This is a genomic window from Streptomyces sp. NPDC048290 (assembly GCF_040652095.1).
Classification (GTDB): domain Bacteria; phylum Actinomycetota; class Actinomycetes; order Streptomycetales; family Streptomycetaceae; genus Streptomyces.
The window spans coordinates 1-22,396 of sequence record NZ_JBEZLM010000019.1 but is presented as its reverse complement, the minus strand read 5'-3'; the positions used below and the strand labels follow the sequence as shown (position 1 = coordinate 22,396).

Genomic DNA, 22,396 nt, shown 5'->3' with positions numbered 1-22,396 from the left:
GAGTTGCGTCACCATGTCTGGTCAGTGCGCATCTGTTCGACGCGGCGGCATCAGATCACGGTCGTCGTCATCGCGGAAGAGGACCTCTCCGGCGCCGGGCTTCGAGGCACAGCGGTCCCTCCCAGCCCCGGCCTGGCACGCCGAGCGTGCGAGGAACAACGGAGGGACCCGCTCGGGAGCGGGTCCCTCCGCCACACCAGGGACACCGGGACGACGGCCGCGCACCCGGCGTCGGCTGACTGTCATGCCCCGGGATCGGCGCCTGTCTGATCGTCGGCGTTCGCCATGTCCACCGACACCTCGGAGTCGTCGCTGCTCTCGTCCAGGCTCCCCGCCCGGTCGAAGGTCAGCTTCCAGTAGCTGTTGGCGTACTGGTCCGACGGATTGCCGTAGACGTTCGATCCATCGGTCAGGCAGTAGAGGTAGTAGTGCGGCTTTCCGTCGACCAGTTGGACCTGGTGTTTGAGGATGTCCGCGTCCCGGATGGCCCGGCGGCCGTTGATCGTGGCGTCCCCGGCCTGGAGGGAGCCGGTGACGTTCAGGTCACCCGTGACATTGCCGTTGACCTGCATGTCAGCGCCCACGATGAGCTTGTTCGGGGCGTAGACGGTCACCTTGTGGGAGAAGACCGATTCGCCGTCCGGCCCGGTCGTCAGGGACTTGTTGAGCTGGACGTCGCCGTCCGCCGTCAGCTTGCCCGTGATCCCGAGTGTTCCGCCGACCGTGGTGTTCGCGGTGACGCCCAGGCTGCTCTTCGCCGTCACCGGCCCGGTGACCTCCAGTGAACTCCCCGCCGTGACCGCGCCGCTCACGTCCAGCGAACTCTTCGCCGTCACCGCGCCCTCGACGTCCAGTTGCCCCTTCACCGTCAGCTTCGCCAGCGTCTGGTCCGTGACGCACACCGTGAGGTGGTCCCACCGTGTCACGAACCCGCTGTCCGGTGTCGGTGTCACCGTCTTCAGCGCGAACGCCGTGTCCCGCACCAGCCGTCCGGACGGCACCGCGTAGGCGCTGCCACCGGCGATCGACGGGTCTGTCACGCGCTCCCCGTCCATGTACAGCTCATGGTTGTCGCCGCGCACATGCTGCCATCCGAGGCGTACGGCTGCCCCCGCCGCGATGCGCGTGGCCGGTGGACCGCCCGAGCCCTGGGTCGCCTCCAGTGCCCGTCCGATGCCTGGTGAGGGGTCCGCGCCGCTGCGGAAGGGGAACTTCGCCACGTCGAGGGTCCCGGTGTTGGGTGTGGCCGGGATCGTCTCGTCCGTCGTCGCCCACTCCTCGATGGCGATCCGGGCCACCCCGGTCTTCTTGCTGACAGTGATGTTCTTGAGGGTGATGTAGAGCCCATCGACGGTGACGACGCTCGCCCCGCCCGTCGGTTCGACGCTGAACCGCACCTTCGAGGAGGCCCCCGTGGTGTCCCCCGCCGCGGGGAACACCGCCGTCTCGGCTGTCGGCACGGCGAGCAGCACGTCCGGCTGCGGGCCGACGACGGTCCAGCCCGACTCGGGCTCGACGTACGGCGCGATGCCGTCGCCGGTCAGGGCCAGGTCCTGGGCGAGGCCGCCCACGGGCAGCACGAACGCGATCCTGCTGCACCGTACGGGTGTGGTGCCGCTGTTGGAGATGACGAGGTCGATGGAGCCGTAGGCGAGTTCGTCCTCGTCGCCGGGGGCGACGCCGGGCGGGCTGACGGTGAGCGGGGTGGGCACGGTCGTCAGGGCGTAGCTGAGCACGCAGTCGGTCATCGGCGGTCTCCTTCGGTGTCGTCGGCGTGGGTCGGGCGCAGTGTCAGGCGACCGGTGCGCAGGGTGGGGGCGGGGTACGGGTGCTGGGGTTCGCCGTCGGAGGCGTGGGTGGCGGCTGTGCTCCAGGTGTCGGTGGACTCGTTCTGGACCCAGACCCAGGTGCCGTAGCGGTCGGAGGGGCGCGGCAGGACGAGCGCCGCGGGGGCTGTGTCGCGTGCCGTGGCCGGGTCGGGGGCGTACTCGCTCACCGGTAGTGGGCCGAGGCGGAAGGAGACCGGGAGTGCGGCCAGGGGTGGTTCCACGAACCCGGCGGGCAGGCGGATCTCGGCGGCCGGGAGGACGTCGGTGGTGGCGTGCACGGTGCCGCGCGGGTCGGCGAGCAGGGTCAGGAACGCGGCGTCGCGGTCGTCCGGGTCGCTGCCCGGGACCCTGGCGGGGAGCGGGAGGGAGGCGCCGGTCCCGATCGGGTCGAAGTACGCGGGGGCCTCGTCGGGGAGTTCGCCGGCCTCCAGGACGGTGTGCAGGACGCGGTAGTCGGTGTCGTGGTGCGTGCCGTGGAAGTAGCCCACGAGTCCGTCGGTCAGCTCGTTGCGTTCGCCGAGCCGTACCGGCCAGCGGTAGCCGGGGTAGGCGGGCGGCGCGGGGCTGCGGAGGTTCTCCCAGGACGGGTCGTCGTAGGGCGGGCCGTCGAGGTCGATCCCGAACCGGACCCGGGTCAGTGCGAGGGGCCGTCCGAGGAGGACGCTCGGGGTGTGCGGGGGTGCGGCGTCGCCGGTGGGGGCGGTGGTGGAGAGGGTCCGGTCGATGACGGTGAGCAGGGCGCGCAGCGCGGCCGGGCCCCGGTCGGGGGCGGCGAGCGCGCTCAGGAAGCCGTGCAGGTGGGGGTAGTCGGGTTGGAGTTGGTCGATCGTGTCGTAGTGCGAGTCCGGCAGTTTGTGCCAGGTGACCTGGGGGGTGCCGCTCGGGGGGAGGGTGGTGCGCAGTTCGCCGAGGGGGGCGCCGTCGGGGGCGTAGGCGTACAGGGCGCGGTCGAGGTAGCCGGGGACGAGCCAGGCGCAGACCGGGCTGGCGTCGGGGTCGCTCACCGTGGTGATGGGGTGGAGGTCGTCGTGTGCGTCGAGGAGGGTGAAGGCGGCGCGTGCGGGCTGGGTCAGGCGGGGGGTGAGTTGGGTGAAGCGGTACCAGGTGGGCGGGTTGATGGTCCAGTGGCCCTTGCTGTGGTCGTTCGGGTCCCGCCAGGAGGGGGTGAGTTCCTCGGGGAGTTCCGGGGCGAAGCGACGCGCGGGGACGCCGACGCCGATGACGTCGCCGGGTTCGTTGCCGAGGGCGAACTGGAGGGCGCGCGGGTCCGGGAAGATCGCGGGCAGGGCGTGTCCGAAGCGGTCGATGACGGCGAGCCGCGCGAAGGCGAACTGGCCCGCCCGCAGGGGCTGGTACGGGCTCTGGTTCCAGCCGGTGAACGGGCGGGGAAGGGCGCCCGGGTCGGGCGGCAGGGTGCGGCCGGTGGCGTCGGTGAGGGCGGTGCGCAGGTCGGGCGGCAGCTCGGAGTGCGGGTTGAGGGTGGCGGGAAGGGGAGCCCTGGCGGCGAGTTGTTCGGTGAATCCGGCCATGGGCTGGGAGAACCAGTCGGCGTCGTCCTCGATCTGCCGGGCGAGCGCGCGCAGTGCGGCGGCTCCGGGACCGGGGTGGGTGCGGGCGTACTGGCGCAGTGCGGCGGCGGTGGTGCTCGACGCGGTGGGGGCGAGGAACTGGCGGCCACTGAGGCTGAGGGGCACGGCGTGGGCTCCGGTGCCGAGCCAGTGGTAGGTGGTGCCGTCGAAGCTCCAGTTGGGTCGGTCGGCGGCACCACCGTCGGGGTCGCCGTGCCATTCGATGGGGAAGTAGTCGACCTTCCACTCGAAGAACAGGGGCTGCCAGGGCTGCCGCCATTGCGCGGTGTACGTCCCGGTGGTGCCGACGGCGTTGTGGTGCGGGTCGCGCATGGCCGCGGCGAGCGCGGTGACGTCGCCGGTGTAGCCGGTGGCGTGGGCGAGCGTCGGGGCGTTGGAGGAGCCGAGGTGGAACAGTTCACGCAGCAGCGCGGCGAGCACCTGAGCGAGTCCGTCGGGGGCCGGGACGTTCGGTGGCTTCGGTGTCTGTTCCTGTGTCGCGGAGACCGTGGTCCCGGCGACCCGCACGCCGGTGACGAGTGTGTCCGGCCAGCGGCAGTCGAGCGGCGGGTCGTCGTCCCGTTCACCGTCGTCGTAGGTGCCCTCGGGCACGCTGTACGGGTCGTCCGCGGTGATGTTCTCCGGGTCCGGCGGGGCGGGGCGGTCCTTGGTGCCCTTGATGACGACGACGGGGTCGTTGGGGCGGTGGTGGTCGGGCAGGACGGCCCGTTTGAGGACGACGTCACTGGTGGGGAGCCCGTGGTCCTGCTGGTACTCGGCGATGGCGGCGGCCAGTTGGTCGGGGGTGTCGCCCCAGGGGATGTTCTCGCGCCGGTTCGCGACGGCCGTGCGGCGGGCGGCGGCTTCGGTGGTCGCGGCGCTCACCTTCTCGTTCAGCTCCCGCCGGTACGCGCCCGGTTCCTCCCCCGGCGCGTCCGGGACCTTGGGCAGGTTCGCCGACCACCACAGGTCGTACAGGCGGCGCTCGGCGGCGATGAGGTCCTGTACGGCGGTGTCGTGCGCGGCCTGGTCCTGGTTGAGCTGGGCGAGGATCTGCGCGTGGGTGGCGCGCGGGGACCGGGGCCCGCTGCCGGGCGGGGACTGCTCCGCCTTCTCCAGGACCCAGGTGTATCCGGCCGGTGTGGGGGTGAACCAGGAGGCGTGCAGGGCTCGTTCGGCCGCGAACGCCCCGTCGGGTTCGTCCAGCAGATCCAGCACACCGGAGTGCACGGCGGACAGCAGCGCGGCCAGTTCCGGCGGTGACCCGGCCCTGCGGCCCGCGTGCTCCTTGAGGGCCTTGGTGGCCTGCTCGGTGTTGTTGCCGACGGCGATGCTGACGTAGTCGGGCCGGTCGGAGGCGGGCATGGCACTGCCCCTGCGCTGCCAGGCCACGTCCAGGGCGGTGCCGTGGCAGACCGTGCGGGCGGTGGCGGGCGCGGTGCCCGTGGGCTGCCAGCGCAGGGCGACCAGGCGGGCGGCGAGGTCGCCGGTGAGGGGGTCGGCGGCCGGGTCGCCGTACCAGCCCGCGACCAGGTAGTTCAGCTGGTGGGCGGTGTCCGGGTCGAGGTCGTCGGTGCGGTCGTGCACGGAGAAGACATCGGCGTTGTAGGGCTGGTAGGCGGCGAAGGTGGGCAGGCCGGGGCCGACGGCGGTCAGGAACAGGCCGCCGGGCGTGCCGGGTTCGCTCCACGCCCCGTCGGCGAGGTCGACGCGGCGGCCGATGCGGGTGAGGCGGCCGTCCTGGTCGAGGTAGGCGCTGGAGCCGTGGACCGGGTCCAGGTGGTCGCTCTCCACGATCCAGCCGGTGTCGGTGCGTGCTCCGGTCGCGGTGGCGATGGCCTGGCGGACGACGAGCCAGCGGTTGGGGACGAGCGGGAAGACGGGGACGCCGTCGCCCTTCGTGTCCACGCCGTGGGTGAGGGCCTGGGGCAGCTGCCAGTGCAGGTAGACGCCTTCGCGGTCGGGGTCGGTGTTGAAGGCGGTGTCGGTGTTGGAGAAGGCCGGCGGTTCGGGCGACAGATTGAGCCGGGTCAGCGCGTAGTTGGCCTGCCAGCGCTGGAAGACCTCGGCGTAGCGGACGCGTTCGTTGACGGTGAGCGCTTCGATCTGCATCGGGACGACGAGCGGCTGGCTGCCCGATGCTGCGGGGGGTGGCGTCACAGCGCGGTGCTGCCCTTCCTTCAGAGGTTCGGGGGTGTGGAGCGGGTGATGAGCTGGCGGCGGGGCGCGTTGACGAGCTGGACGGCGAGCCCGGCGGGCCCGAATCCGGTGGCGGCCTGCTGGCCGAGTGCGGTGAGCCGGGCGGCCAGCTGGTGCAGCAGTCCGTCCGGGGCGGCGGGCCGCAGGTCGAGGACGGCTCGCCGACCGGCGGGGTCGGTCCGCAGATAGGTGTCGAGTCCGTCGGCACCGGCGGGGTGGGGGAACTCCTCGCCGTCGATCTGCCGGGCGACGGGGGCGTCGACGCGCCGCAGGCCGATGACCCGCTTCCCGTCGAGGCTGGTGTCGATGCCGAACGACAGTCCCTCGGGCGGTTCGGCCAGTTCGATCTCGTCGGGGACCTCCGCGAACAGGACCAGCAGCGTCTCGGGGCCGAGGGTGTCCTGCCGCAGGACGGCGACGGGGGTGCGGGATTCGCCGTGTCCTCGGTAGGGGCGGACCAGCAGCCCCGGGCACTCGTGGACGAGCGCGGACCGGATGAGCAGCCCGGCGCGGGGGGTGGGGTCCTCGTCGTCGGTTCGTGCCCAGGGGGCGGCGATCCGGGCGAGGGCGGCGTCGTTCTCGCCGGTCAGGGCGATGCCCGCCGCCCCGGAGAGCAGCGCGGTGAGCCATCCGGGGTCGACGTAGAACAGGCGGAGCGACTCGGCGGGCAGGGCGCGTTCGTCGGGTACGAGGTCGGCGAAGGGGAGGTGGTGCAGCAGGCGCAGCCGCCGCAGCCAGGCGCTGATCGGGGCGGCGGTGTCCGCGAGCTGGGCGGTGAGGGCGGTGCGCAGGGCGGTCGGGGGGTCGGCGAGGAGCGCGGCGGTGCGTGCGGCCCGTCCGGCGCCGCGCCGACCGGCGGTGGGCGTGCGGGAGAAGGGTTCGGGCGGGGGCGCGTGCCGGGTCCCGGCGGTGTGGGTGCCCGCGCGCAGCAGACGGGCGGCGCTGCCGTCGGCGGCCAGGTCCGCGAGGAGGGCGGCGAAGGGGCGGGGGGTGAGGGCGCGGGCCGCCGCGTCGTCCGCTCCGGCCACGTCCAGCCCGACCGCCGCCAGCCGCTGGGCCAGGACCGCGGCCCGGTTGCGGGCCTTGAGGTGCCAGGCGGTGAGCATCGCGGCGAAGTCCGCGTCCGCGAGCGCCAGGGCACGGCCGAGCGTCCAGCCCGCGCCCCAGCCCGCGTCGAACAGTCCCCACGCCTTCTCGTATGTCATCAGCTGTGCCGCGCTCGTCCAGCCGGACGTGGGTGGGGTGGGCAGCGGCTGGGCCGGTTCGGCGGTGAGCGGGCCCCGGTACCAGGCGTAGCTGCGCTCGCCGGTCTCCAGGCCGTACGCCAGGGGAACCCGGCCCGAGGCCAGCCGGGCGCGGGCGGTGGTGTGCGCGTCGGGGTCGGTGCCGGGCGGCGGTGCGGCGGGGGGTGTGGGGAGGTGGAGCAGCAGATCGCGTGCGGTGCCGTCCGGGTCGAACAGGAAGTGCCGTACGCGTCCCGGGAAGCCGCCGCCGGGGGCCGGGTCGCTGGTGAAGGACCAGCTGTGCAGGGCGGCCAGGCGGACGCGTACATCGGCGGTGAGCCGTCCGGCGTCCGCGTCGGCGAGGATGGTGCGGCAGCCTTCCAGGGCGACGAGGTGGGCGGCGTAGCGGCTCTCGTGCTCGCGGTCGGGCAGCCGGTTGGCCAGGACGACGGCGTAGGTGCCCGCGGCGAGTTGTTCGCCGCGCAGTCCGGTGTCCGTGCGGACGTCGCGGACGTGGATCAGGTGGCGCAGTTCGTCGGTGCGGGGGACGACCGTGGCGAAGACGTCGCCGGGGATCTCGATCGTGCGGCAGGGCGCGGTCGGGTCGCCCTCGACGTGGCGGACGTGCGGATGCCGGATTCCGGGGGCGTCGGTGAGGAGTTCCGCGGCGGTCATGGTCACGGTCAGGCCGAGGGATTCGGGGTCGCCGGGCAGCTCGCCCGCCGCGAACAGCAGCAGTGCGAGCCAGGGTTCGTCGGGGGTGTCGTTCATCGTCCCGGGCTCGTCCGGGCGCCGCATCCAGGGCAGGAGGGGATCGGTGAGGGTGAGGTGCGCGAGGGTCGTGGAGTGGTCGGAGCGGGATTGGGGCGCCGGGTTGACGGCGTGCACCTGTGCGTCGGCGAGGGCGAACTGCGGTGCGCGGACCTCGAAGGTCTCCTCGACGGGCTTGAGGTAGTCCCCGGTGTTCCCGTCCACGCCGGGCAGGGTCTGGGTGGCTGTGATCCGGTAGAGCCCGGCGTCGATGGCGGGTTCGCGGTTGTCCTGGAAGCGCAGGACGAAGCCGGGGTCGGTGGCCGGTGCGGGGGCACGGTGCTGGTCCGTCATCGGGCGGCCCCTTCGGAGGCGGTGGCGGCGAACACGGTGTAGAGGGCGGCGGAGGCGCGGGTGTGGGGCGGCAGTTGCCAGTGCCCGCCGGCGACCGGTGTGTTGTCGTGCAGCTCCACGACGGTGACGGTCGCGTCGTCGCAGGCGACGAAGGCGCGGGCGGCGTCCGGGGCGAAGGTGACGGACAGCGGGGCCGCGTCGAGCGGCAGGATGCCGAGGAGGGTGCCGCCGTGGACGACGGAGACTCCGGCCGCGTGCAGCGTCCAGGCGCGGTCGGCGGGGTCGAGGGCGAGGGAGCGCGGGTCGGGGAGGTCGACGGCGACGGTGTGCTCGGCGATCGTGACGGGAGGCGAGCCCGCCCGCTCGTACACCGTGACCACCTGCGTCTGGTCGCCGATCTTGCGCAGCAGGATCGCGCGGCGGGCCGAGGTGGTGAGCATGGCCAGCGCGGTGCCGCGCTGCGGGAAGGACAGCGGGGTGTACGAGGTGCCCGGTGCCGGGACGGGCACCACCTGGATCTGGCCGTTGCTGCTGGCCTCCGCCCCGTAGACGTACACCCGGCCCGGCTCTCCCGGTGTGATGAGGACGGGGGTCGCGGGCCCGTACACGGTGCCGAGTTTCGTACCGGCCGAGGTGTCGTAGGTGACGGTCTTGCTGGCGTCCTTGGCGAGGACGTAGAGCCGTCCCGCTACGGCGTCCACGGCGATGCCGCCGAAGGACTGCACGTCCTGCGGGTCGACGCGGGTGAGGACGGGGTCACCGGTCCTGGAGAGGTCGAGGGAGACGGCCGCCATGGCCGCCGGACGGGCGACGACCGCGCGGGAGGTGTCATGGGTGATCGCGAGCAGCGTCGCCGGTCCGCTCAGCTGGCTGCCGGTGTAGGGCGGGCTGACCTGCTGGGCGACCACGTCGACGGCGGAGAGCTGGGCCGGGTCGGTCCCGGCCGCGTACAGCGTCGCCCCGTCCGCCGAGGTCACCGCGCGGTAGGGGCCGGGCTGCCCGACCGGGACGCGGCCGATGACCGCTGTCGTGTCCGGGTCGACGGCCAGGATCGTCCCGGTGGTGTCGTCGAGGACGAGGACGACGGGGCCGGGCGCGGGTGGCGTGTGGTCCTCGGTGAGCAGCAGCGGGTCCGCGTCGAGCCCGGCGGTACGGGCCTGCCCGGCGTAGTCGCCGACCGTGCCGTTGGTCAGCGGGATCTCGGGGCACAGGTCGGCGAGGACGCCGTGCAGGCGGGTGCGGGCCGAGGCGGCGGTGAGGGTGGCGAGCTGGTCGGCGAGGACGCCCACGCCCGCGCCGGGCGGTGCGGCGAGTGCCACGGGTGAGCCGGTGGGCGGTGCGCCGGGGTCGAGGGGCAGGGCGGCGTCGGGGCTGAGCTTCTCCCAGGCGAGGGCGCTCTCGGCGATCGGTCCGAGGTCCTGGCCGATGATCCGGGGCGGGGGGACGGTGACGCGCAGACCGGTGAGGTGGTCCAGCAGCGGGTCCTCGCCGAGCGTCTTGTCCTGGGGGACGTCGGGATCGCCCCACAGGGCGAAGGGCACATTGCCGTGCTCGGTGTCGATGAGCCACTTGTCCTCGTCGGGCAGTGCGCGCCAGGCGGCGGCCAGGCCCCGGCGGGTGTCGCTGTAGTCGACGGTGAGGTGCAGCAGCCCGTCGACGCCCTTCTTCTTCATGGGCCGGATGTCGACGGTGCTGTCGCCCTGCGGGGCGCGCTCGTTGAACCGGACCTGTGCGGTGGGCACGACGGTGGTGACGGCGAAGGAGAAGCCCGACGGGTCGGCCAGCCATGGCTCGGTACCTGCCTCGATCCGGGCGGCCCGCAGGGCCGGGTCGGCGTCGGGGTCGGTGAGCAGCCCGGTGAGCGGGTGGGCGGTCAGCGGTGCCTCGGGCGGCAGGAGTTGGGTGCGGAACTCGTCCCAGGTGAGCGCGGCCGGTCCGGACAGCGGGGCGCCGAACTTGACGGTGACGGTGATGAAGAGGAATTTCGCGGTGACCGTGCCGCCGGTGGGCGGCCCCCACAGGTCGAGGGAGGCACCGATCTCGCCGCTCAGGGTGAACAGCAGTTTCACGCGGGCGCCTACGCGGATGGAGATCCCGGCGCGGAAGTGCAGGGGCGCCCACTGGATCAGCAGGTTGGCCTGTGCCGTCAGCCATGCCTCGACATTGCCCGCCTTGTAGCGCACATCCAGCGAACCGCCCGCCATGACGGCGTTGGGCGTGAGCGCGAAGTAGGCGCCGCCGCTGACGGTGACGGCCGAGCCGACGGACCAGGTGAAGCCCAGCCGGGGCACGACCGGGTAGTACGCCGGGACCGGCTTGTAGTCGGGGTGGTAGCCGCCGACCGTGAGCACGAAGTCCCCGGCGTGGGGGCTCGGCCCGAACCAGGAGGAGAACGCGAAACCGCCGGTCAGCACGCAGGACGGGTCGATGACATAGGAGTCCACGAGCTGGGCGGTGGCGGCGAGTTCCCCGCGGGCGGACTGGTAGACGATCCGCAGGTCGACCCCGATGCGCGCGTATTTCTTCGTGCCCTCCTTCGGGAAGCTGGCGGTGGCCCGGCCCAGGAGCGCGACGGTGAGCCCGGCACCGGCCTCCAGGAGCAGCAGCACCCGGGCACGGATGAACTCGAAGGAGGTGAAGTCGAGGCCCCCGGCGAGCCAGATCTGCCCCTGCCGGTCGGTCACCCAGGGGTTGGGCCCGTCGGTGAGCTGGCCGAGTGCCGCCATGGGGTCGTCGGGCAGGCCGCCGTCGAGCCCGGCGACGAAGGGGAACTGACCGACCTGGTCCTGGGCGGGAATCCGTACGGAGCTGTTGTAGCCGAAGCCCAGGGCGACGCCGGTGACCCGGAAGGGCGGGGGGCCGCCGAACGCGGCCGTGGCCCGGCCGAAGACGAACATCGACGTCTCGCCGCCGGTCCGGCGCTGGTAGGCACCGAGCGCCATGACGCCGAAGGTGGGCATCTCGACGGTGAGTCCGCCCTGCACCATCAGGTCGTAGCCGGGCCGCCGCCGGTCGACCAGGGCACCGGCGACGGTCAGCGGGGGCCGTACGAACCGCACGCCCAGGCCGTCAAGACGCACCTGGACGGGCAGGGCGCCGTCCGTAAGACCGATACCGAGGGCGAGCCCCGCCACCGACAGGGAGAAGCCCGCGGCGGTCAGCGCGCCGTCCACGCCCATCCAGAGGGTGCCGTCGTCGTAGGAGACACCGATCCGGTACACCGACAGCGGGCCGATGTCGCGGCCGATGTCGACCCAGGCGCCGACGCCGTTGCCGCCGGAACCCCCCGCCTCGGCGCGGGTCGCGGGTGGCTGGGAACCGGACTGCCGCCCCAGTGGCACGGTGAGGGCACCCTGTGTACCGCCGGGGAGGGTGTAGTCCACGCCGAGCACTCCGCCGCCCGGGAGGCCGCCGGCCTGGTCCACGGCGGGGAAGGCGGGCAGCTGGGCGGCCGTGACGACGTCGTTGAGCGCGTCCAGCAGCGTCTTCTTGACCGGTGCCGAGGTGTACAGCGCGCGGACGGCCGCCAGCCGCAGGTCCGCCTCCTTCGGTACGGCACCGCTGAGCAGCGGCAGGTCCGCAAGACCCGCGTCCACGGTGGCCCGTACCTGCACACAGCAGATCAGGCCCGTGACATCGCGCACCGGCGCGAACACCACGGTCAGCGGCCCGACGGTGGCGGCGAGCAGCGGCCCGGTCCGGGAGTCGTAGGCGAGCGTCACTTCCCGCAACTCGGGGCGCAGCGCGGGCGGGAGGTCCGCCACGAGTTGCTCCGCGCCGGACCAGCCGAGGGCCGTGCCGAGGTCGGCGAGGGACAGTCCGCCGCCTTCCTCGGTCTTCCAGGTGCCGCGCAGGGCCCAGGTGCTCTGTGTACCGGTGGAGCGGTCGAACTCACCGGAGAACCACATGCGTGGCTCGTCCGGCTCGAGAACGAATCCGGCGTCCACGGACAGCGTGAATTCGCTTCCGCCACCGGAGGTATTGCGATGGAAGTAGATGAGCAGTTCGGTCGCGAGACCACCGAATTCCGTCCCGGCGGCGACGGTGAAGGTCCAGTCGCTTTCGTCGGGTCCGGTGAGGATTTCGAGCGTCAGTCGCCGCAGCGTGAGATTGCGCAAACCGTCCGGGATCTCGTCGCCCGCGCCCCATTGGGAGGCGATCCACTCGATCAGCGCGCCGACGGGAATGTCGGTGACACTGCCCCGGAGCCGCTGATAGCCGTTCTCGTCGTACCAGAGGGTGAGTTCGATTTCCTTGCCGCCGATGACGACCGGGTCGATGTCGTCGGCCGCCTGCACCGACGACATGGACCCGGGCGCGGCCGTGTCCACGGCCTCTTGGGCGGACGCGGGATCCACGATGCGGTACTTGCCGTCCTGCTCCCGCTTCTTCCAGTCCTGGGCCCGTAATCGCCAGGGCTCAAGCCGGTCGTCCGTGACCACGAGGAGATAGGCGTCGATGAATTTCTTGCCCTCCGCCTGGAGGGTGTCCGGATCGGCGAGATACCTCTCCAGCAGCCGGAACGCTTCCTGACGGGCCTTGAACCGCTGGTCCCCGATGATGGGTGCGCAGGTTCGCTCGAACCCGTCCTTCGGGTCGTCGAACCGCTTGTCCCCCTCCGGTCCGATGAAGAGGTTCGCCGGAAGCCACTCGTAGATACTGAGCAGATCGTCCCGCCCGTCCGGGCTCAGCTGCGCCGTCGCGTCGTGCTCGTACTCCGAGTTCTTGAACTTCTCCGCGAACTCCTGGAAGTGTTCCGATTTGACCTTCAGATCCGTGTACCGGTCGGTGTTGCTCTGGATGGCCTGCACCAGCTTCAGCAGTGTCGCTTTGAGCGGCACGGGTCCCGACGGGTTGTTGTACTCCGTCTCGAGGACCTTGTTCCAGAACTCCATGATTTTGCTGCACGGGATGACGTGGTGCCGTGAGAGACCGATACCACCGGGCTTCAGCTTGTCCAGGTCGTCCGGATCGCGTGAATCGAGCTTCTGCTCATAGGGGCTGCCGGCTCGTTTGGGCGTGGGGGGCTTGCCGGGCTGCCTACTGATCGGAGTCCCGAGGTTCGCCTTTTCTTTCACGGCAGTCCTTCCGGAGACAAGGGACGCAGTGTGTGATCGGCGCGAGGGGGCGGTCGCGCGACGGGGCGGTTCGTCACAGGCCGGACGTCAGCCGAACGGCCGTCCTCAACGGCACGGCCCGTCACGGCATCTCACCGCACGGATCATATGACTGGCATCGCGAATACCCGTCAATGGCGGGTATCAAGGGAAAACTGGCTCAATGTCCGCTGATGTATCGATTCTGCGCTGTGTGGTCACTTCCCGTCGCCGGGCCGGACCAGTGGGAGGAAGACCGTGTCGACGATCTCCTCGATCACCTCGGGAGCAACCGGACGCAGTGTCATCATCGTCTCGCCCCGCAGCAGATCGAAGGGGAGCGCGGCGATCCGCGGGGTGAGTCTGGACGGGTCGATCTCACCGCGCGCGATGGCGCGCTCCATGATCTCGTCGCGTCCGGAGCGGCGCCCGGCGATGATCCGTTCCCGCAGTTCGGTGAAGCTGGACTCGGTCTCGGCGAAGTATCCGGCCAGCAGCAGGCTGAGCTGGGCCAGCACCGGACCCTGTCGCTCACTCGCCTCGGTGAGTGTGGCGATCAGGTCGCCACGCAGGGACCCGGTGTCGGCCGGGGCGGTCAGCTGGATGACATTGCGGCGCACGACGGCCGCCTCCACCAGCTCCCGCTTGTCCGCCCAGCGCCGGTAGAGCACCGGTTTGCTGGTGCCCGCGCGCCGGGCGACGGAGTCGATGGTGAGGTTCGTGTAGCCCCGCTCGTTCAGCTCGTCCCAGGCGGCGTCGAGGATCGCCGCCTCGAGCGCTTCGCCACGCCGTCGTCCCACGACACTCCTTAGAGCCTTTGACGTTTCTTATCGGCACACTCTACTGTCGAGATAAGAAACGTGCCCGTATCTTATCGAGAGGGAGTCGTCGTCATGGAGTCCTTAACGCGGCCGACCGGGACCGGAAGCACGGACAGGAGGGTGAACGGGCGGCTCATCGGCCTGCTGACCGTCCTGGTCCTGGTGAACTTCGTGGTCGACTCGGCCATCACCGCACCCCTCGTCGTCCTCCCCGAGATGCTCGACCACTTCGGCACCGACCAGGCCGCCTGGCTCAACGCCACCGCCATGCTGGCGGGCGTCATGTGGGCGCCACTGCTCGGCAAGAGCGCCGACCTCCACGGCCGACGCAAGGTGCTCGTGCTCACCCTGCTGCTGAGCTGTGCGGGCGCCCTGCTGTGCGCCGTGGCGCCCGGCCTGTGGCTGTTCGTGCCGGGGCGCATGCTCCAGGGGGCGTCCCTCGCCGCGATCTTCCTGTCGGTCGCCATCGTGCGCGGGGCCTTCCCGTCCCGTACCGCGATGATCGCCGTCGGTGTCGTGACCTCCGGCTCCGCGGTGCTCAATATCGCGTCCCGCTTCCTCATCGAGGACCTGGCCTCGAAGTACGGCTTCCAGGTCCTGTTCCTCGTCTCGGCCTCCGTCGCGGTCGTGATGGCCGGATGCGTGCACCGGTTCGTTCCCGAGTCCCCGGCCCGGACGCCGGGCCGGATCGACTTCGGCGGTGCCCTCCTCCTCGGCGCGGGACTCGGCGGGGTCCTCGGCTACATCAGCCTCGGCTCCGACTTCGGCTGGCTCGCCGTCGGCCCGCTGGCCCTCCTCGCCGTCGGTGTCACGGCCTCGGCCCGGTGGTTCCTGGTGTCGAGCCGCAAGCCCGACCCCCTGATCGACATCAGGGACCTCCGCGGCCCCCTGGCGCTGCTGCTTCTCGTGGTCTTCCTCGCCTCCGGTTCGTACCAGAGCATGCTCCAGCTCATCCCGCTCATCGGCGATGTGTCCGCGGATCAGCGGCTCGGTTACGGGCTGGCCGATCAGGGGTCGGTGGCGCTGCTCCTGGCCGCGCCCGGACTCGGTGTCACCCTCGGCGGCCCCACCGCGGGCTGGCTCGCCGGCCGTGTCGGACCAGCCCGGACCCTGGCCGCCGCGGTGGTCCTCGGCACGGCGGTGACTCTGGGGATGTTCCTCGGCGTCTCCCGCCTCCCCGCCGCGCTGTGCTGTGCCTTCCTCCTCGGGGCCACCGTGGGAGCGCTCGGCACCTCCGGCTTCAACATGGCGGGCAGCCTCGCGCCCCCCGAACGCCAGGGCATCGTCTCCAGTCTGGTCATGGTGATGGTCTCGATCGGCTCGGTCGCCCTGAACTTCGTGGGCGCCGCCGTCCTCGCGTCGACCTCCGTCGCCGTCGACGGCGAGACGGTCAACTCCGCCACCGGAGTCCTCGCCTACATCGGCATCGCGTCCGGCACCTTCGCCCTCGCCGCCGTACTGGCCGTCCTGCTCGCACGCGACACCAAGGTGAGGAACTGAACATGCACAGGAACACAGCACCCCTGGGTACGGTCCTGATCTCCGGCGCCGGTATCGCCGGTCCCGCCACGGCGTACTGGCTGCGCCGGTACGGGTTCGCGGTGACGCTGGTGGAGAAGTCCACCGCCCTGCGCGACGGCGGCTATCCGGTCGATGTCCGGGGCACCGCGGTGGAGGTCGCCCGCCGGATGGGAATCCTCCCGAGCCTGCGGGACGCCCATGTCGAGACACGCCGACTGACCTTCCTGCACCCCGACGGCCGCGAGATCGCCGTGGTCCACCCACAGGCGGTGGCGGGCGGCGTCGAGGGACAGGACGTCGAACTGCCACGCGGACACCTCATGGACATCCTGTACGGGACCGTCCGCGACGACGTGGAGATCCTGTACGGCGACTCCATCGCCCTGCTCACCGAGCGCGAGCACGGTGTCGAGGTCGCCTTCCGCAGCGGTGTCCGACGCCGCTTCGACCTGGTCGTCGGCGCGGACGGACTCCACTCGCACACCCGCGGGCTGGTCCTCGGCCCCGAGCCGCGGTTCCGCCGCCATCTCGGCTACTGCTTCGCCGTCTTCACCCTGCCCAACGCCTGGGGACTCTCCCACGAGGGACTCATATGGAACACCCCAGGACGGGCCGCGGCGCTCTACGCCGTCAAGGACAGCGACCACCTGCACGCCTTCCTCACCCTCGCCCATCCCGACCCGCGTCCGCCGGAGGACTTCCATGACCTCATCGCCACCGCGTTCGCCCACGACGGCTGGCACATCCCCGCCATGGTCGACGCGCTGCGCCACGCGGACGACCCCTTCTTCGACACCGTGAGCCAGATCCATCTGCCCCGCTGGTCCCGGGGCCGCGTCGCACTCGTCGGCGACGCCGCCTACGCCCCGTCGTTCCTGACCGGCCAGGGCACCAGCCTCGCCCTCGTCGGCGCCTACATGCTGGCCCGCGCCCTCGCCGAGCACCACGACCACACCACCGCCTTCAGCGCCTACGAACACGGAATCCGCGCGTTCGTGGAACTGAACCAGGCCCAGGTCGGCGCGGGCGCCGCCGCGCTCTTCCCCACCACCGCCGAAGCCCTGGAACGACGCAACGACCGGCTCCGCGGCCTCACCGCCCTGCCCCCGAGCGCCGGGCGCCCGGCCCACACCGCCCTCACCCTGCCGGAGCCGTCAGCCCCGTGAAGCGGGCGGCTGGGGAGTGCCACCTGACCGGTGTTCCGGGGCCGACCGGCAAGTGCGGCCACAGAACGCAGCGGGCAGCCGGGGAAGGCGCCGCGCCGGAAAGGCACTCGGCTACGGCAGCCCGTCCGCGGCACGAGCCACCGGCACACCGCCCCGTACCCACTCCCCCGCCTTCATCACCCCGGCGATCCGCTCCGCGTAGCCCTCGAAGTCGTACGGGTCTCCGGTGATCAGGGTCAGGTCGGCGCGTCGGCCCTCGCTGATCTCGCCGCGGTCGGCGGCGAGGCCGAGCAGGTCGGCCGCGGACGACGTGGCGGCGTACAGGGTCTGCTGCGGGGTGAGGCCCACGCCGCGCATGAGGGTCAGTTCGCGGAGGTTGTCGCCGTGGGCCACCACACCGCTGTCGGTGCCCATGGCGATCCGGACGCCCGCGGCGACGGCCCGTTCGACCGAGCGGCGGTGCACGTCCTGGACCGCGCGGGCCTTCTCGGCGACCGCGGCGGGCAGACGGGCGCCCGCGTCGATGGCCTCCACGAGGGAGGTGGCGACCAGCAGCGTGGGCACCAGCCACGCCCGCTTCTCCAGCAGCAGTTCGATGCATTCGTCGTCCAGGAACACCCCGTGCTCGATGGAGCGCACCCCGGCCCGCAGCGCGTTCTTGATGCCCGCCGCGCCCTGGGCGTGAGCCATGACGGACAGTCCGGCGGTCGCCGCCTCCGTCACGCACATGGCCAGTTCCTCGGGGCTGAACTGCGGATGCCTGGGGTCGTCGCGGGGCGAGAGGACACCGCCGCTGGCGCACACCTTGATGACGTCCGCGCCCGCGCGCACCAACTCCCGTACCCGGCGCCGCATGTCCTCCGGTCCGTCCACGACCGGCTCCGGGCGGCCGGGGTGGGCGGCGAACAGCGGGAGACAGCCGCCGGTGACCAGCCAGCCGTCCGCGTGTCCGCCGGTCTGGCTCAGCATGGTCACCGCGATCCGCAGATCGGGACCGGATATCAGCCCGTCGGCGACGGCCTGCCGCACCCCGAGGTCGGCGCCGCCCGCGTCCCGGACGGTGGTGATACCCCGGTCCAGGGTACGTTCCAGGTTCCGTCCGGCCGCGTAGAACTGGTACGAGAACGGCTCGTCCAGCCGGGCCAGTGTGTCGGCGCCGGAGAGCACGCTGTGCACATGGGTGTCGATGAGGCCGGGCAGCACGGTGGTCCCGGCGAGGTCGTAGGCGGTGTCGCCGTCCCCCGTACCGGCGGACGCGAGGGCCGTGATCAGCCCGGTGGCGCCGTCGACCACGATATCGGCGGCGAACGGGGCGGCCCCGGTGCCGTCGAAGACCGCGGCTCCGTGCAGGACGCTGCGCATGGGTGTGCTGCCTTCCGCTCGGTGTGATGAGCCCGGCCTCGACCGGCCGGGCCCTGGTGTACGCCCCGCTGTCAGTCCCCGGACCCCGGTGGTGCCGTCCGCTCCAGGCGTCCCCAGGCCATGCCCAGATGGTCGGCGAGGGCCTGGGCGGCGGCGACATAGCTGTCACTGAGGGCCGTCGGGCGGTCGAGGTAGAGGGAGAGGACGCCCACCACCCGCTCGCCGGAGAGCATCGGCAGGGTCAGGAAGGTGACATATCCCTCGTCCCGCACCAGATCGTGCGCCCAGGCCATCAGCCGGTCGGTGCGGGCGTCGGGCACGAGGACGTGCTGCCGGGTCTCGATGACCTTCTGCACGACGGGCAGCCCGCGCTGCTCCTTGGCCCGGCTGATCGTCGCGTCCACGTACGACGCCGACAGCCCCCGGGCGCGTGTGCTGCGCAGTTCCTCGCCCTCGGGGTCGAGGATCGAGGCGAGCGCGCGGTCGGCGGAGAGTGCCTCGGTCGCCAGCCGACATGCCTCGTCGAGGAGTTCCTCGGCGCCGCCGGGGGCGGGGCGGCGCAGCAGGAAGGCGGTGATCTGCTCGGTGTCGACGTCCGGGTCGCCCTCCGTCTGCGGGGGCGAACCGTCGGCGGCCACCTCGGAGATGAGGTGGCAGGACTGCGCGGCCCGCACCTGCGGGTGGCCCTCGACCTCCCGGACGAAGAACTCCAGCGCGCTCGCGTCGTCGGGGAAGGCCGCCAGCACGGTCAGGTCGTAGGCGCCGGTCGACAGGTGCACGCTGTCCACCTCGCTCCTGCGGGCCAGCGACCGCGCCACCTCGAACCGGTGTCCCGGCTCGGCGTGCACCAGATACAGCATCCGGCTGGGCCGCTCGCCGGCGCCCTCGGCGACCACGACTTCGAGGCGTACCGCCTTGCTGCCGAGCAGCCGGGCGATCCGGGTCCGTACGGTCTTCTCCGAGACGCCCAGACGGCGGGCGAGGGCGACATTGGTCATCCGGGCGTCCTGCTCAAGGCAGCGCACGAGTTCCTGGTCGATGGTGTCCAACATGCGCCGACCCTACCCTCCCCCACTCCCCCGTATGCCGATTATCGGACCTCATCGGTCGCCCGTGGTCCGCTTCTCGGACCCTAGGGGACAGGAAGCGGCGACGGAAGAGGCCGACGCGGAGGAATGCGTCGCCGGGGCACATCGACCGAAACCATCGACCGAATACGCCATCCACCCCCTTGACGGCCCCGAAATACGGCCCTTACCTTCCACTCATCGGCCGAGATTCGGACCGACGCCTCCGAAATTCGGGAGATGGTATGCCGTATGGATCGCAGGGCAGGCTGCACCGGCTCACCGGCCCCTGCTCCGCCTGGATCGCCCACCACGCCGGATGGGGCTACAGCAACGCCGGTCTGATCGTGGGCCGCAGCGGCTCACTGCTCGTGGACACCCTCTTCGATCTGCGGCTGACCGGGGCGATGCTCGCGGCCATGGCCCCCGCCGTGCGGGACGGCCCGCTGCGGACCGTGGTCAACACCCACGCCAACGGCGACCACTACTTCGGCAACCAGCTCGTGCCCGATGCCGAGATCATCGCCTCCGCCAGCGCGGCGGCCCACATGGTGCAGGAGGATGTGGAGTCGCTCCGCGCCGACCTGCGCGCCCCCGGCCCGCACGGCGACCATCTGCGCCAGGTCTTCGGCGGCTTCGACTTCGACGGCATCACCGTCACCCCGCCGACCCGCACCTTCGACGGCGAACTCACCCTCGACCTCGGCGGCGTCGAGGTGCGCTGCCTGACCGTCGGCCCCGCCCACACCGAGGGGGACGTGATCGTCCACGTCCCCGCCGCCCGCACGGTCTACGTCGGCGACCTGCTGTTCTCCGGCGGCACACCCGTCGCCTGGGCCGGACCCCTGTCCGGCTGGATCGCCGCCTGCGACCGCATCCTCGCCCTCGGCGCGGACACCGTCGTCCCCGGCCACGGCCCCGTCACCGGCCCGCACGCCCTGCGCGAGACCCGCGCCTACCTCACCCTCGTCGAGGAGGCCGCCACCGCCGGCTTCCACGCGGGCCGCTCCCAGGCGGAGACGGTGGCCGCCCTCCGCCTCGGACGCTTCGGCGCCTGGAGCGAACCCGGCCGCCTGGTGCAGAACGTGGCCGCCGTCTACCGGCACCTCGACCCCGCCCTCCCGCACGTCCCGCACGCCGAACTGATGATGCGCATGGGCGACTACGAGGCCGCCTTCCGCCCCGAGACCGACGCCCCCGTCCCCGAGGGGGTCCGACACCGATGCGCTGGATGACGTACGACTGCCCCCGCACCGGACCACGGACCGGGCTCCTGTCCGGAGACGGACTCCACCTCCTGCCCGGCACCACCACTCTCCTCGACCTCCTCGGCGACGACGGCGAACGGCTCAGCGCCGCCGCCGAACAGGCCCTCACCGACCCGGCCGACATCGTCACCCCCGACCCCGCCCGCACCGGCCCCCCGCTGCGGCCCCCGTCCATCCGCGAGAGCGTCGGATTCCTCGACCACGTCCGCAACACCAGCCCCACCCGCGCCCTCGACCCGCGCTTCACCGAGTTCCCGCCGTTCTACTTCTCCAACCCCGCCGCCGTCACCGGCCCCTACACCGACATCCCACTCTTCCCCGGCACCGCACGCTTCGACTACGAACTGGAGGTCGGCGCGGTCATCGGCCTCCCCGCGCGGGACGTCAAGCCCGAGCACGCACACCGGCACATCGCCGGGTACGTCCTGTTCTGCGACTGGAGCGCCCGGGACCTCCAGCTCCATGAGATGGGCCTCGGCCTCGGCCCCGCCAAGGGCAAGGACGGCGCCAACACCCTGGGGCCCTACCTCGTCACCCCGGACGTACTCGCCCACCACCGAGCCAACGGCACCCATGACACCTACGACACTTACGACTTGGAGATGACCGCCGAGGTCAACGGCGTCCGCACCAGCAGCGGCCGGCTCTCCGCAATGGACTGGACGTTCGCCGACATGATCGCCTACATGTCACGCGGCACCACCCTGCGTCCCGGCGAACTGATCGGTTCCGGGACCGTGCCCTCCGGGTGTCTCCTGGAGGCGTTCGTCCAGCGCCCGGCCGCCTTCCGGGGCTGGCTCCAGCCGGGAGACGTGGTCCGGCTGGAGGTCCAGGAACTGGGCCACACCCTCCAGACCGTCCTGCCCGGTCCCGCCCCCCATCCCCTGCGCCCCCTCACGCCCGAACACCGCCGCTAGCCCCTCCCCTCCCCCGCACCCACCGCCACCCGAGAAGGACCACGCCATGCCCGACCAGCCTCCCCGTACCTCAAGACCCGGTCTGCGCTCCGGTGCCGTCGGCATCATCCCGGTAGCCTTCGTCTCCGTCGCCACCATCGCACCGGCCGCCAGCCTCTACGCCGGAATGCTGCTGGTGGCCCCCTACGGCCGGGGCAGCACCCCGTTCGCCGTGGTCCTCAGCCTCGTCGCCTGTCTGATGGTGGCCACCAGCATCGGCCAGCTCGCCCGCCATCTGCCGTCCGCCGGAGGGCTCTACACCTACAACGTCGCCGGACTGGGCCGCGCGGCCGGATTCCTGGTCGGCTGGATCTACCTCCTGGCCTACCTCCTCCTGCCCACCATCGCCGCCCTCATCTTCGGCTACGGCCTCGGCAGCTATCTGGAGCACCGCTTCGGCTTCCCGTCCTGGACCTGGGCGCCCATCGTGGTCGTCAGCACCCTTCTCGCGCTCGCCCTCGCCTACCGCAGCATCAAGCACTCCAGCCGGGTCGGCATCGCGCTAGGTGTATTGCCCCGGGAGGTTGTGGACGGGTGACGCAGGTCTCGGCTGAGGGATCTTGAACAGGTGAGGGCCTTCCGGGTTCGGTGTGGATTGCGACGTCTACACCAACCAGCAGAAGGCCCTCATGCCCCACCGTAATGCACCCCTGACCGAACTCGGACGGCTGCGTCTGGCCCGTTGCGTGGTCGAGGACGGCTGGCCGCTGCGCCGGGCCGCGGAACGCTTCCAGGTCTCGCCCACCACGGCCCAGCGGTGGGCGAGCCGCTACCGGGCGCTGGGCGAGGCGGGCATGAGCGATCACTCGTCCCGCCCGCACCACAGCCCCCGGCGGACACCGACCCGGACCGAACGCCGGATCATCAAGGTCAGGGTCCTGCGCCGCTGGGGCCCGGCCCGTATCGCCCACCTCCTCGGCCTCGTCCCCTCCACCGTCCACCGCGTGCTGACCCGCTACCGTCTGGCCCGCCTCTCGCATCTCGACCGCGCGACGGGACGGGTCGTACGCCGCTACGAACGCGACAGACCCGGCGAACTCATCCATGTCGACATCAAGAAGCTCGGCAACATCCCCGACGGCGGCGGCCACAGGGCCCTTGGCCGCCCGGCGGGCCGCAGGAACCGCTCCGGGGCCGGCTACAGCTACATCCACACCGCCGTCGACGACCACTCCCGCCTCGCCTACAGCGAGATCCTGCCCGACGAGCGCAAGGA

13 protein-coding genes are annotated in these 22,396 nt (G+C 72.0%); 6 read left to right on the top strand and 7 right to left on the bottom strand.

Annotated elements, in window-relative coordinates; all coding sequences use genetic code 11:
• Nucleotides 1-242: 242 nt before the first annotated feature.
• The 5 genes from AB0D49_RS28375 to AB0D49_RS28355 form a co-directional block, all read right to left on the bottom strand.
• Nucleotides 243-1,748: a hypothetical protein gene (locus AB0D49_RS28375; protein ID WP_362762458.1), complete on the bottom strand. Its 1,506-nt coding sequence runs from the start codon at nt 1,746-1,748 to the stop codon at nt 243-245.
• Nucleotides 1,745-5,509, bottom strand: a complete 3,765-nt coding sequence (locus tag AB0D49_RS28370) for a hypothetical protein (protein WP_362762456.1) — start codon at nt 5,507-5,509, stop codon at nt 1,745-1,747. Before AB0D49_RS28370 ends, AB0D49_RS28375 begins: the two co-directional genes overlap by 4 nt.
• 68 nt (nt 5,510-5,577) lie before the next feature.
• Entirely contained in the window at nt 5,578-7,923 is a 2,346-nt protein-coding gene (locus AB0D49_RS28365) for a hypothetical protein (protein ID WP_362762454.1), read from the bottom strand.
• Nucleotides 7,920-13,001 (bottom strand): DUF6603 domain-containing protein, encoded by a 5,082-nt coding sequence (locus tag AB0D49_RS28360; RefSeq protein ID WP_362762452.1) that lies wholly within the window; start codon nt 12,999-13,001, stop codon nt 7,920-7,922. The genes AB0D49_RS28365 and AB0D49_RS28360 overlap by 4 nt, the downstream gene beginning before the upstream one ends.
• 236 nt (nt 13,002-13,237) lie before the next feature.
• Nucleotides 13,238-13,819, bottom strand: coding sequence for a TetR/AcrR family transcriptional regulator (locus AB0D49_RS28355; RefSeq protein ID WP_362762450.1), 582 nt, complete (start codon nt 13,817-13,819; stop codon nt 13,238-13,240).
• Between the two features lie 141 nt (nt 13,820-13,960).
• Here AB0D49_RS28355 and AB0D49_RS28350 point away from each other — a divergent pair, with 141 nt between their 5' ends.
• Both AB0D49_RS28350 and AB0D49_RS28345 read left to right on the top strand, forming a co-directional pair.
• Nucleotides 13,961-15,340: an MFS transporter gene (locus AB0D49_RS28350; RefSeq protein ID WP_362762448.1), complete on the top strand. Its 1,380-nt coding sequence runs from the start codon at nt 13,961-13,963 to the stop codon at nt 15,338-15,340.
• A 2-nt stretch (nt 15,341-15,342) separates the two neighbouring features.
• Nucleotides 15,343-16,527, top strand: a complete 1,185-nt coding sequence (locus tag AB0D49_RS28345) for an FAD-dependent monooxygenase (RefSeq protein ID WP_362762446.1) — start codon at nt 15,343-15,345, stop codon at nt 16,525-16,527.
• A gap of 111 nt (nt 16,528-16,638) precedes the next feature.
• On the opposite strand, the gene AB0D49_RS28340 is transcribed toward AB0D49_RS28345, so the two are convergent.
• Nucleotides 16,639-17,889, bottom strand: a complete 1,251-nt coding sequence (locus AB0D49_RS28340; protein WP_362762444.1) for an amidohydrolase family protein — start codon at nt 17,887-17,889, stop codon at nt 16,639-16,641.
• A gap of 71 nt (nt 17,890-17,960) precedes the next feature.
• A complete protein-coding gene (locus AB0D49_RS28335; protein ID WP_362762442.1) occupies nt 17,961-18,941 on the bottom strand; it encodes a GAF domain-containing protein in 981 nt (326 codons plus the stop codon).
• Between the two features lie 260 nt (nt 18,942-19,201).
• Here AB0D49_RS28335 and AB0D49_RS28330 point away from each other — a divergent pair, with 260 nt between their 5' ends.
• The 4 genes from AB0D49_RS28330 to AB0D49_RS28315 all read left to right on the top strand — a co-directional run.
• A complete protein-coding gene (locus AB0D49_RS28330) occupies nt 19,202-20,191 on the top strand; it encodes an MBL fold metallo-hydrolase (RefSeq protein ID WP_362762440.1) in 990 nt (329 codons plus the stop codon).
• Nucleotides 20,179-21,141: a fumarylacetoacetate hydrolase family protein gene (locus AB0D49_RS28325; protein WP_362762438.1), complete on the top strand. Its 963-nt coding sequence runs from the start codon at nt 20,179-20,181 to the stop codon at nt 21,139-21,141. The genes AB0D49_RS28330 and AB0D49_RS28325 overlap by 13 nt, the downstream gene beginning before the upstream one ends.
• A 46-nt stretch (nt 21,142-21,187) precedes the next feature.
• On the top strand, nt 21,188-21,718 hold the full coding sequence (locus tag AB0D49_RS28320) for an APC family permease (protein ID WP_362762436.1): 531 nt from the start codon (nt 21,188-21,190) through the stop codon (nt 21,716-21,718).
• 91 nt (nt 21,719-21,809) lie between these two features.
• Nucleotides 21,810-22,396, top strand: a 587-nt coding sequence (locus AB0D49_RS28315) for a leucine zipper domain-containing protein (protein ID WP_362762434.1), incomplete at its 3' end; no start/stop codon positions are given.